Annotated in this window: 7 protein-coding genes; 1 reads left to right on the forward strand and 6 read right to left on the reverse strand. The window is 64.4% G+C overall.

The annotated features are described in order from the left end of the window. Window positions 1-63 precede the first annotated feature (63 nt). From ACR0R4_RS10925 to ACR0R4_RS10935, 3 genes are all read right to left on the reverse strand, one after another. Entirely contained in the window at window positions 64-1,515 is a 1,452-nt protein-coding gene (locus tag ACR0R4_RS10925) for a glutamate synthase subunit beta (RefSeq protein ID WP_433647455.1), read from the reverse strand. Beyond that, window positions 1,508-6,142 carry a glutamate synthase large subunit gene (gene gltB / locus ACR0R4_RS10930; RefSeq protein ID WP_433647457.1) on the reverse strand — a complete coding sequence of 1,545 codons (4,635 nt, stop codon included), beginning with the start codon at window positions 6,140-6,142 and terminating at the stop codon, window positions 1,508-1,510. The genes ACR0R4_RS10925 and gltB overlap by 8 nt, the downstream gene beginning before the upstream one ends. A 263-nt stretch (window positions 6,143-6,405) precedes the next feature. Beyond that, window positions 6,406-7,167 (reverse strand): SDR family oxidoreductase, encoded by a 762-nt coding sequence (locus ACR0R4_RS10935; protein WP_433647459.1) that lies wholly within the window; start codon window positions 7,165-7,167, stop codon window positions 6,406-6,408. Between the two features lie 197 nt (window positions 7,168-7,364). Here ACR0R4_RS10935 and ACR0R4_RS10940 point away from each other — a divergent pair, with 197 nt between their 5' ends. Continuing rightward, window positions 7,365-7,727 carry an RNA polymerase-binding protein RbpA gene (locus ACR0R4_RS10940; protein ID WP_433647461.1) on the forward strand — a complete coding sequence of 121 codons (363 nt, stop codon included), beginning with the start codon at window positions 7,365-7,367 and terminating at the stop codon, window positions 7,725-7,727. Here ACR0R4_RS10940 and lnt read toward each other — a convergent pair. From lnt to tatC, 3 genes are read right to left on the reverse strand one after another with little or no spacing between them, the layout of a single operon-like run. After that, window positions 7,724-9,331, reverse strand: a complete 1,608-nt coding sequence (gene lnt / locus ACR0R4_RS10945; protein WP_433647463.1) for an apolipoprotein N-acyltransferase — start codon at window positions 9,329-9,331, stop codon at window positions 7,724-7,726. The two genes, ACR0R4_RS10940 and lnt, sit on opposite strands and share 4 nt — an antisense overlap. Beyond that, window positions 9,328-11,682, reverse strand: a complete 2,355-nt coding sequence (locus ACR0R4_RS10950) for a DEAD/DEAH box helicase (protein WP_433647465.1) — start codon at window positions 11,680-11,682, stop codon at window positions 9,328-9,330. The genes lnt and ACR0R4_RS10950 overlap by 4 nt, the downstream gene beginning before the upstream one ends. Before the next feature lie 5 nt (window positions 11,683-11,687). Further along, window positions 11,688-12,458, reverse strand: coding sequence for a twin-arginine translocase subunit TatC (gene tatC, locus ACR0R4_RS10955; RefSeq protein WP_433647547.1), 771 nt, complete (start codon window positions 12,456-12,458; stop codon window positions 11,688-11,690). Window positions 12,459-12,503: the final 45 nt, after the last annotated feature.

Below are 12,503 nucleotides of genomic sequence, written 5' to 3' on the forward strand. Positions count from 1 at the left end.
AGTGCGCGACGGTTGACCGCTGACGATGCGGCACCGGTGAGTCGTGACCGGAGGTTGCGGCCTCTAGGCGAAGGCGTGGTCGGTCGCCAAAAGCGGGGACGGGAGCACCGTCGAGCCCATGAGGTACGCATCGACCGCCGCAGCAGCCGCTCGCCCCTCGGCGATCGCCCACACGATGAGCGACTGCCCTCGTCCCGCGTCCCCCGCGACGAACACCCCAGGAAGCTCGGTGGAATAGTCCCGTTCGCGAGCAAACGCCCCGCGGGCGGAACGCCCGAGTGGGAACCCAGCATCGTCAATGTGCTCAGGGCCGCTGAACCCCATGGCGATCAGCACGAGGTCGGCCTCCAGCACGCGCTCGGTGCCAGGAATCGGCTCGCGGCCGCGCTCGGTGATACCCGTCTCGGCGACACGGAGTCCGTGCACGTTGCCCCGTGCGTCTCCGAGGAATTCCACCGTCGATGCCAAGTACCGACGCTCTCCACCCTCCTCGTGTGAGCTCGTCACCTCAAACAGGGTCGGGTGCACTGGCCATGGCTGCGACTCCGTGCGCGTCTGGCTGGGCTTCCGTCCGATCGCCAGATTCGTCACGGACGCGGCCCCCTGGCGGTTTGCGGTTCCCACGCAGTCGGCCCCAGTATCTCCCCCACCGATCACGATCACGTGTTTACCCGCAGCGTCAAAGGGCGTCTCGGCGAGGCTTCCGGCGACGACGCGGTTCGATGCAGAGAGGTAGGGCATCGCGGGCATCACACCCACCAGGTCGCGGCCCGGAATATCGAGCTCCCGAGGAACGGTTGATCCTGTTGCGACAACAACAGCGTCGTAACGCCGTCGGAGCTCGCCCCAGCTTAAATCGCGACCCACTTCGATGCCGGTGCGGAAGCGCGTACCTTCAGCTTTGAGCTGCGCGATGCGCCGCTCAACCAGCGTCTTCTCGAGCTTAAAGTCGGGAATGCCGAAACGTAGCAAGCCGCCGGGCTGCTCGTCGCGTTCGTACACCGCGACCGTGTGACCCGCACGGGTGAGCTGCTGCGCGGCCGCGAGCCCCGCGGGCCCGGATCCGACAACTGCGACGGTCTTGCCGGTGAGGCGTTCGGGGGGTACCGGGAGCACCCAGCCATTCGCAAAACCCTGATCGATGATGCTGTTTTCGACCTGTTTGATGGTCACCGCCGGCTGATTGATGCCCAGCACACAGGACGACTCACAGGGGGCCGGGCATGCGCGACCGGTGAACTCCGGGAAATTATTGGTGGCGTGCAGGCGTTCAAGCGCCTCCTGCTCGCGACCGCGCCACACCAGGTCGTTCCATTCCGGGATTAGGTTGCCGAGCGGGCACCCCTGATGACAGAAGGCCACCCCGCAGTCCATGCAGCGCGAGGCCTGCCTCGCCACGAGGGTCGGATCGGCGGGATCCACCACCTCCCGCCAATCCTGCAAGCGCAGCGCGACGGGACGCTTGGGTGCCAGTTCGCGCTCACGAACCTTCAGAAAACCACGCGGATCAGCCACGGGTTGCCTCCAGAATCTGCGACCAAGCCCGGTCGCCGTCGGGGTCAATACCTTCGTCGCGTGCACGCTCGCGGATCTCGAGCACTCGGGCATAGTCGCGCGGAATCAACCGGGTGAAACGAGCGAACGTTGACTGTGGATCGCGCGCGAGTTGCTGCAGAAGATCTGCGGCGAGCTCGGATCCCGTTTGTTCCACGTGGCGCTGCAGGAGCGCAGAGACAGAGGCGCGCAGATCATTGCCAGCGGAACCGTCGAGCTCAGAGAACGGCTGGAGCAGGAGCGATCCAGAAGCCAACTCCGCTGAGTTGACGTGGAGCGGATCAAGGTCAAGTAGCACGGCTTCACCGCCAGACATCCCTGCTCCGATATTGCGCCCGGTCGGACCAAGGATCAGCGCAAAGCCTCCGGTGAAATACTCAAGCGCGTGGTCTCCAGTACCCTCCACAACCGCGGTCGCACCTGAGCCGCGCACGAGAAAGCGCTCACCGACTACGCCCGCGATCCACAGTGAACCACTGGTCGCGCCATACCCGATTACGTTTCCGGCGATCACGTTGCCAGCGGCGGGGTGACCCGCGTCGGCGTGCGGGCGGACCGTGATCTCGCCTCCCGAGAGTCCCTTGCCCACGTAGTCGTTCGCATCGCCGATCAGGCGGAGCGTGATGCCAGGCGGGAGGAATGCCCCGAGAGACTGTCCGGCGGAGCCCGTGAGCATGACATCGATCGTGCCAGGCGCGAGCCCCGCCGAGCCGAATCGCTTCGTCACCTCGTGCCCGAGCATTGTTCCGACCGCGCGGTCGACATTCCGGATGGGAAGGTCGATCACAACGGAATCGCGTCGATCCAGTGCAGCCTGCGACGCGGCGATAAGTCGGTGGTCGAAGTGCTCTTCGAGCCCGTGATCTTGCTCGCGTGCATGCCTGCGCGGTTGATCGGCTGCCATCTTGGGGCCGCTCAGGATCGGCGAAAGGTCAAGACCCTCTGCCTTCCAGTGTCGCAGCGCCTCGTCGATATCGAGAGATGCGGTATCTCCCACCGCCTCCTCGAGGTTGCGGTAGCCGAGCTCGGCAAGGAGCTCTCGCACTTCCTCGGCGATGAAGCGGAAGAAGTTCACGACGTGCTCGGCCTGTCCGGTAAATCGGGCACGCAACTCGGGATTCTGTGTCGCGACACCCACCGGGCAGGTGTCGAGATGACAGACGCGCATCATGATGCACCCGGAAACCACGAGCGGAGCGGTCGCGAAGCCGAACTCCTCGGCACCGAGCAGGGCTGCGATCACGACATCGCGGCCGGTCTTCAACTGCCCGTCGACCTGCAGGACGACGCGATCGCGCAGCCCATTCAGCATGAGCGTCTGCTGCGCCTCCGCGATCCCCAGCTCCCACGGCGATCCTGCGTGCTTGAGCGAGTTCATCGGGCTCGCACCCGTGCCGCCGTCGTGACCCGAGATGAGCACAACATCGCTGAGTGCCTTTGCGACCCCGGCTGCAACTGGGCCGATGCCACTCTGGCTCACGAGCTTGGTGCTGATGCGGGCGCGAGGATTTGCGCGCTTCAGGTCGAAAATGAGCTGCTTGAGATCCTCGATCGAGTAGATGTCGTGGTGCGGGGGCGGCGAGATAAGACCAACACCCGGGGTCGCGTGGCGCGTGCTCGCGATCCACGGGTACATCTTTTGGGGTGGAAGCTGACCGCCCTCCCCCGGCTTCGCTCCCTGTGCCAACTTGATCTGGATCTCGTCGGCGTTCGTGAGGTACATGCTCGTCACGCCAAAGCGGCCCGACGCAACCTGCTTAATCGAGCTGCGGCGCTCGGGGTCGAGCAGCCGCTCCTCGTCTTCACCGCCCTCGCCGGTGTTCGACTTACCGCCGATGCGGTTCATCGCGATCGCGAGAACCTGGTGCGCCTCCTGCGAGATGGAGCCGTAGCTCATGGCCCCGGTCGCGAATCGCCGCATGATCGATTCGATGGGTTCGACCTCATCGAGCGGAACCGCGGGTCGCTGCGGCGAGAACTTGAACAGACCGCGCAGCGTCATCAGCCGCTCCTGCTGCTCGTTGACCCGCGAGGTGTACTCGGTAAAGATGTCGCGGCGTGCCGTGCGCGTCGCGTGCTGCAGTTTGTAGATCGTTTCGGGGTCAAAGAGGTGCGGTTCCTCGCCGCGACGCCAGCGATACTCGCCACCGGTCTCGAGTCGGCGGTGTGCGAGCGCGGCAGGGTCATCGGGATAGGCGCGACGATGGCGGGCCGCGACCTCTGCGGCGATGACATCGAGCCCGACTCCGCCGAGCTTCGAAGCCGTTCCGGTGAAGTAGCGATCCACAACGTCTTTCGCGAGCCCGATGGCCTCAAACGTCTGCGCACCGCAGTAGGAGGCGACGGTCGAAATGCCCATCTTGCTCATCACCTTCAGCATGCCCTTACCGAGCGCCTTGATGAGGTGAGCCACCGCCTCAGTGGGTTCGATGCCCTCGAGCTCGCCGGAGCGCACCAAACCCTCGACGGTTTCCATCGCCAAGTACGGGTTAACCGCGGCCGCACCGTATCCAATCAGCGCGGCGACGTGATGCACCTCACGTACATCTCCGGCCTCTGCGATGAGTGCCACACGCATCCGTTTGCCCTCGCGAATGAGATGGTGGTGCACCGCCGAGACCGCCAACAGGGACGGCACGGGCGCCTGATCCTTGTTACTGTCGCGGTCACTCAAGATGAGGAACTCGGCACCAGCGTCAATCGCGGCGCTTGCCTCACGGCACATCGCCTCCAGACGTAACGCAAGTGCCGGGGCACCGCCATCAACCGGGTACAGGCCGCGCACGGTCACGGTGCGCTCGCGCTCAGGATCGTCACCGAAGTGCATGATGCGCGCGAGCGCGTCATTGTCGATGACGGGGAAGTTCAGAATCACCTGTCTGGCGTGCTCGGCTGACTGCGTGAGTAGGTTGGCCTGTGGCCCGATCCCGGTCCACAGGCTCGTCACGAGTTCTTCACGAAGCGCGTCGAGCGGCGGGTTTGTGACCTGCGCGAACTGTTGCACGAAGTAGTCGAAGACCAGTCGTGGTCGCTCCGAAAGCACGGCGATCGGCGTGTCGGTACCCATGGCCGCAATCGGCTCCGCGCCCTCGCGTGCCATCGGCGTGAGCAGCAGGCGAAGCTCCTCCTCCGTGTACCCAAACGTGCGCTGGCGGCGCACGATCGAGGCCGGTGGGTGCACGAGGTGCTCCCGCTCGGGCAGATCGCTCAGGTGGATCCGGCCCTCGTTCAGCCACTGACCCCAGGGGGCCGCGGCCGCGAGTGCGCTCTTCACCTCGTGATCCTCGCGGATCGTGCCCGTGGCAAGATCTACCGCGAGCATGCGGCCTGGTTGCAGGCGCCCGCGACGCACCACCTGGTCGGGCGTAAACTCAAGCACACCGGTCTCGCTGGCGATCACCAGAAGCCCGCTCTTGGTGACCTGGAAACGACCGGGCCGGAGCCCGTTGCGATCGAGCAGAGCTACCAGCTCGGTGCCATCGGTGGCGATCATTGCTGCGGGGCCGTCCCACGGCTCCATCACCAGTGAGTGATACTCAAGAAAGTCCCGCAGTTCGGGTGTGAGGCCATCCTCGGATTCCCAGGCCTCCGGAACCATCATCGCGAGGGCGTGCGGGAGGCTTCGGCCGGCCATGACGAGCAACTCGAGCACCTCGTCGAAGCTCGCGGAGTCGCTTCCGCCTTCGGAGCAGATCGGCCGGAGAGGGCGAAGGTCGCCGAGAACGTCGCTTTCGAGTTGATCCTCGCGTGCACGCATCCAGTTGCGGTTGCCTCGTACCGTGTTGATTTCACCGTTGTGCGCGACGAGTCGCAGCGGCTGCGCAAGGTGCCAGGATGGGAACGTGTTGGTCGAGTACCGAGAGTGCACGATGGCGAACCTGGCGGCGAAATCGCTTGCAGAGAGTTCTGGGTAGAAGCCGGGGAGCTGCAGTGTGGTGACCATGCCCTTGTAGACGATGGTGCGCGCAGACAGCGAGGGCAGGTACACGCCGGTTTCGCGCTCGATGCGCTTGCGGGTGCGGAACGCGCGTCGTTCGATCTGGAGTTCGTCGGCGGCCTGCCCGTCGCTAGCGACGAGGAAGGGCTGTTCGATGACCGGGGCGACATCTCTGGCCGACTCGCCCAACACCTCCGGTCGCACCGCAACTGGGCGCCAGGCCACAATCGCCAAGCCCTCCTCAGCGGCGATGGCTCCGATTCGGTAGCGCACAGCTCGCCGTTCTGCGGATTCCTGCGGGAGAAACGCTAGGCCGGTCGCGTATTGCCCAGCCTGCGGAAGGACAATCTCAGGCGCGCCCTCTGCGAGCACGCGACGGAAGAAGGCATCGGGCATAGCGCACAGAATCCCGGCACCATCGCCGGTACCTGCGTCTGATCCCACCGCGCCACGGTGCTCGAGGTTCTCGAGGGCGGTAAGTGCCAGTTCGATGATCTCATGGCTGGCTTCGCCGCTGAGCGACACCACCGACGCGAGTCCGCAGGCGTCCTTCTCCTCTGCTGGATCGTATAGCCCCTCTGCCGCGGGGAAGGACCCACGTGTGGGTCGTACTCCGGCTGTGGGGCATGGGGTCGCTTGCGTCACGCTCATCGACGTCCTCTCGATCAGTGGGACGTCGGCGGCCCGGTCGGTCTCACCTCGTGCGAAAAGGTATCGCCGTGACCCCATTGTCACGACGAAGCACGGTGGCTCGGAGTTTCGAGATTAACACTGGTTTCTTCGGCAGAACGAATTGAACCCCACTTTTAATTCACGGGTTTCCCATCATTGCCGAACCAGCCGAAGAATCTTCGGCCGTTGCAGAGCTACGCCGCACAGGCGAAGCGCCCGAAACGTGGCTGTAACACGCGCGATTACGAATTGAAACCCGAGGTATCGCCCACCAACCGGGTGTGATCCTCGGGAATGGGCTCGACCGCGGCCCGGGCTATCTCGGCAGCGAACTCGGAAACGTTGTAGAGCTTGCCCGCCGATTCTCGGCGCTGCTCGATCGCACCCGGATTCGCACGCTCGAGTAGCGTCGCGGTGACCGTTCCCTCGATCATGTCGCCCGACACTACGACGAACTCAATCCCTCGTTTGGCCAGTTCCGGGATCCGCTCCCGCAGAGCATCCTCGCCAGCCCGCTTTGAGAGGGCGACGGGCTCGTACTCGGGCATCGTCGGTGTGGTCCGGATGAAGTGCGCCTGGTGGCTCGTGACAAACACCACGCGCGATCCGGGTGCGAGTAGCGGAAGCGCCGCGTCGAGCACGGCCAGCTGAGCATCACGGTTGAGCTGCAACGCGTAGTCCTCAGCCATGCCGCTTTCCATCCCGCCGGAGGCGTTCAGAACCAGGATATCGAGACCGCCAAATTCCTCTTCGACGGCCCCCATCATGGCGGAAAGCGAGGCTTGATCGGTCAGGTCTGCACCCTGCACCAACACTCGCACGCCGAGTTCGCGCAGTTGTGCACCCAGCTTCTCTGCCCGCGGGGCCTTGTTTCGAAAGTTCACCACAACATCGGCCCCGGCCTCGGCAAAGTACCGCACGGTGTCCGCGCCGATCCCTCGCGAAGATCCGGTGACGAGCGCACGTGCACCCGTAAGACTGTTTGCGGCAAGCGGCTGGGTCACTGAGGCTCCTTTGAAAAAAGTGACAGATGTCTCCATCAGCGTACCGGGCTGCATATTACGATGTCGCAGCACTTCTCGCACCCCCTCCGGCAGGGGGTTACGCTGCCGCGCCCAGAGCGCTACGCTGCAGTCAAGGAAAGACCGGTGGATCGCGGCGCTGCGCCACTCAGCGTGGCTCGCGAGGCGAGGAGGTTCCCATGGCTGAGCGAACACTGCGCGGAGCCCGGATTGGGGCGACGAGCCTGCAGGCAGAAGAGGGAGTGGAGTTCTCACCCCGGCGACGGGTGGAGTACCTCACCGATCAAGGCAATCGATTCACCGTCATGTTCGATGCCGATGCCGAGGTGCCCGCGGAGTGGGTTGATCAGCGAACGGGCGAGGTCGGCTTTCTCGACGATGAGGCCGGGCGTACGGCACGCTCGGAGTTTGAAGATAAGGAAAAGCACCAGCGCACGCACTGGGATATGCTCCTCGAACGCCGAACCCGAGAGGAGCTTGAAGAGCTGCTTGAAGAACGGTTGAAACTCCTACGCGCCAGGCGCTCAGGAGACCGAGGTTAGCGTCGTCGGCTCCCCGCTTTTCGGCTGTTGCCAACGATTCGTGTCACGTTTGCTCCCCAAACACTCAGCAGTGACCCGCCGACAGCGATCGTGATCCATATCCCGGCCAAGAATGCGCCCAGGCGTAGCGCCGGAGTCTCTCCACGCACGAGGGGTACGTCGGTGACCATGGCATCGGCGGTAAAGGGTTCGAGGCTCGCGCGGTCGCTTCCGTCTGGCATGACGACCGCACTCGTGCCCACGGTCGAAATGTTGACGAGCGCACGCCCAGTCTCGATCGCACGCAATCTGGCGATTTGTAACTGTTGCGCGCTTTCATCGGTGCGCCCAAAGTCGGCGTTGTTCGTCTGGGCGAAGATGACTTCCGCGCCGTCGCCCACCAGTGCGGCCGCGTGATCGTCGAAGATGATGTCGAAGCAGATGGCGATGCCCGCTTCGAAGGGACCAGACGCGCCCTCAATGGGAAGCACCGCGGGCCGGGTACCAAACGCATAGTCGAGCTGCACCAGGTCTATCAGTTCGGGCACGAGAGACCTATAAAACGCGCGGTCCGGCATGTATTCGGCAAACGGCACGGGGCGCCGCTTGTCATACCGTTCGCTCGTGCTGCCGTTGCCGTCAAACACCAGGGTGCTGTTAGTGTACGTGCCGTCCGGATCTTTCAGGATCGTGCCCACGACGATCGGTGCTCCTGCACGCTTCGCAAGGCGCTGCACCGCATAGCTGCCGTATGGGTTGCCGGGGAGATCGAATTCTGCGCTGTTCTCAGGCCAGACGATCACGTCGACTCTTTCACCTGCGGCCTCAAGGTCGTCGAGCACAGCCTCTGTGGCCGCGAGGTGATCGCGCAGCACGTCTCCCGATTCTCTGTCGTCGAAAATCCCTGATTTCGAATTGCCCTGCACGGCGGCCACGCGCAGAGTGCCCGTTTCTTCGAGCTGAAAAGGCGACACGAGGGCCAGTGCGATCAGTGCGAGAACACCCGCTAAGGCACCCGCCCACGCGCGGCTTCCGGGTGCGTTTCTCGCACTGCCCCTCCAGGCAAAGGCAGTGGCAACGGGGAGCGCACACATCAGGGCGATCAGTCCCGAAAGTGCGGCGAACCCCACCCACGAAACCAGCTCGGAAAACGGTCCTTCCGCCTGTGTGTGTGCGAGACGACCCCAGGCAAAGCCTCCATATGGCACCGTCGACTGCAGCTGCTCACGCAGCACCCAGAGCCCTGCGACGGTGAGGGACTGCGTGGCGACTCGGGTGAGCCGCGACATCCGCACCTGCGACAGCCCCCGGGTGACTGTCGCAGCGACGAGTCCGAACAGCGCGAACCACGAGACCATGACGAAGCAGAGCGCGAGCCAGGGAATCGGACCGAGGTAGAGCGTCAGCCACGAGATGTGTGGGCCCCAAAATGCCGCACCGGCGACCGCACCGAGTAGCAATCCGGCGAGCGAGCGCTGCTGCCACACGGACGCGATGACGAGCGCAGCACCGACGAGCCCGGCCGGCCACCAGTTCAGCCACGGGGTGGCCGCGTCAAGCGCTAGCCCGCCGAGCAACGCGGCGGGCAGCGCGATCCACCATTTCAGGGTGCGTACGGTATTCACGAGCTACTTGAGGTCAAGACGATGCCGCGGCGAACCTTGCGTTTGGCCTCTCGAGCGACGGCCCCCAGTGCGCCGAGGCGGTCGATGTCGACCTCGGCGTGCTCTGCCGCTTGCGCGATCTGGTCGAGCAAATCGATTGTTTGCTTCGACCAGCGTACGAAGTCGCCCGCGCCGATCACGGCGTGTTCCAGTGTGCGGCTGAGCGTCCAGCCGCTCGCCCAACCGTGCATCGCCGAGGCGAGCCCGGGGTGCGGAGCATCCACCTGTGGCAACCTGTTGCGTTCGGCCAGATCGTCAAGCTGGGCCCACAGGTCGAGCGTCCGATCAAACGCGTGCCGGAAGGGGCCTCCCGGGAGGCGGCCCTCGGCCTCGTCGTCGCGGCGCGGTTCGTACGTTAGCGCGCAGGCGAGTGCGGCGAGACCGGCGGCATCGATCCCGTGCCAGGCATCGCGCCTCAGGCACTCGGCAACGAGCAGGTCGCGATCGCCGTAAATGCGGCACAGAAGCAGCCCCCACTCGCCCACCTCAACCTGTCCCCCTCCGAGGTGCTGCAGGTAGTCGAGATCGGTCAGCGTGTCGACGACACGATCGAATGTTCGCGCAATCGTTCCCGTGCGGCTCGCGATCTGACGGCGCCCGCGCTCAATCTTGCGGCGAAGTTTGCGCTCGCGGTCTTCCCAGCGCTTCTTGTCAGACCCCTTCGCCCGCTGGGCGGCGGCTTGATACCCGGCCAGAGACTCCTGCTCGGCCCGGAGTTCCCGAGCGTGATCCACCACCGCACGATCGGCCTGGAACTGCGCGAAGGAGAGTTCGAGGGTCTCGCGCGCCAATGTCAGATCCATGCGCTGCAGCAGGTTCGCGGCCATGTTCGGGGTGGGCCGAAAACTCGACCGCACCGGAAACAAGCGTGCAGAGGCGAGGTGGGCGATCGCCTCAAGGTCGGCCCCCTCGTTCCAGACCACGATTGCGTGACCCTCGTGGTCGATGCCGCGCCGACCTGCACGGCCTGTCAACTGCGTGTACTCCCCGGAGGTGAGCGGTACCCGCTCCTCGCCGTTAAACTTATCGAGCTTCTCGATCACCACCGAGCGCGCTGGCATGTTGATGCCGAGTGCGAGCGTCTCGGTGGCAAACACCACCTTGACGAGGCGTCGCTGAAACAGCTGCTCGACGACTGCTTTGAACTGCGGCAACATGCCGGCGTGATGCGCGGCGAGCCCCCGCTCGAGGCCCGCGATCCACTCGCTCACGCCCAGTACACGCAGGTCTTCGGGATCGATTCCTGCGATCTCTCGATCGATGACACGGCGGATCTCGTCTCGCTCCTCGCGCGTGGTGAGTCGGATCCCTTCGAACAAACACTGCCGCACTGCCTGGTCGCAGCCGTTCCTACTGAAAATAAACACGATCGCGGGGGTGAGTTGCATCTCATCGAGGGCACGCGCGATGTCGGCCCGGGTGATGCGTTTCGTGCGGCGCACCGGGGCCCTCCCCCGCGAACGACCTTGCGAGCTGCGATATCTTTCCGAGGCGCGGTCTCGCGAACCAGCGCTGCGATCGCGGGACGATTGACCACGACTTCCGCGATCGAGCGCCCGCAGCTCCGGATTGAGTCTGCCACGCTCGACCAACTCGCCGTCGCCATCGACGTAGAGCGGCAGCAGGGCCTTCGCGGTGAGAACGTGCTGATAGAGCGGGACGGGCCGATGCTCGCTGAGAATCACATCGGTGTCTCCGCGCACTGCGTGCATCCAGTCGCCGAATTCTTCGGCGTTGGAGACCGTGGCGGACAGGGATACCAACCGCACCGACTGGGGAAGGTGCAGGATGATCTCCTCCCACACCGCCCCCCGGTATTTGTCGCCCAGGTAGTGCACCTCGTCGAGCACGACAAAGGCAAGATCGTCTAGCGCGTCGCTCTCGGCGTAGATCATATTGCGCAGCACTTCGGTGGTCATCACGACAATCGGGGCGTGCCCGCGAATGTTGACGTCACCCGTCAGCAGTCCCACCTCTTCGTCACCGTACTCGGCGCACAGTTCGCGAAACTTCTGATTTGAGAGCGCCTTGATGGGAGCCGTGTAGAAGATTCGCGCGTCGCGTTCTCGCCGCGCGAGGGCCACTGCGAATTCAGCGACGGTGGTCTTGCCGGATCCCGTGGGCGCAGCCACCAACACGCTGCGGCCGGCCTCCAGCCGCTCACAGGCGGTGCGCTGGAACGCGTCGAGCGGGAACTTCAGCCGAGCGGCGAAGCCCTCAAGCGCCGGATATTGCCGGGCACCGGACGGCCCTGCTGGCTCGGACGGCACGGACGGCCCAGCTGGCTCGGCCGGTTCGTTCGAGTTCTCCATTGCGGTCACTCTGCTTCCGACACGGGGTCGATGCCGTACTCGGCGAGTTCTTTTGCCTGCTTCTTTTCCACTCGCTTATCGTGCAGGATCGCGATCCCTGCCGCCGCGAAGTACAACAGGATAATTGGCGCCGCAAGCAGGAACATGCTCATCAGATCCGCTGCGGGTGTCGCGATGCCGGCAAACAGGATGATGCAGAGTATCGCGACGCGCCAACTCTTGAGGATCGATTTTCCGCTGAGAATTCCGATGAAGTTCAGCAGCACCAGGAAGACCGGCATCACGAAGCCCACGCCGACGGCGAGGAGCAGCTTGATCGTGAAATCCAAGTAACTTCGTGCAGCGATCTGGAAGGCATCCTCCTCTGGCTGGAACATAGCCATGATGCGCACGATATTCGGCAGCACGCTCCAGCCGGCGTAGACGCCGAGGAGGAACAGCGGCACCGCGGTGCCGAGAAACCCAATGGCGACACCCTTTTCACGCCGAGTGAGGCCCGGCACGAGGAATGCCCAGATCTGGTACAGCCACACGGGCGAGGCAAGCAGAACCGCGATGAAGAGCGAGATTTGCACCTTCGTATCGAAGCCACTCGTCACGTCGGTGTACTGAATGAGGGCGGTGCGCCCTTCAACCTCGAGCTCAAGGATCGGCTGCCGAAGGACCGTCCACACCCAGTCGGAGAGAAACCAGCCCGCTATCAGAGCGACCCCGATCGCGATGGCAGCGATGAACAGACGGTTCCGCAATTCGATGAGGTGGGCGCCCAGGCTCATCTTGCCATCGGGGTTCTTTCGCCGCCGTGCTGTCACTGCCACTAG

It is taken from the genome of Leucobacter fengyongliangi (assembly GCF_050971685.1).
Taxonomy (GTDB): domain Bacteria; phylum Actinomycetota; class Actinomycetes; order Actinomycetales; family Microbacteriaceae; genus Leucobacter.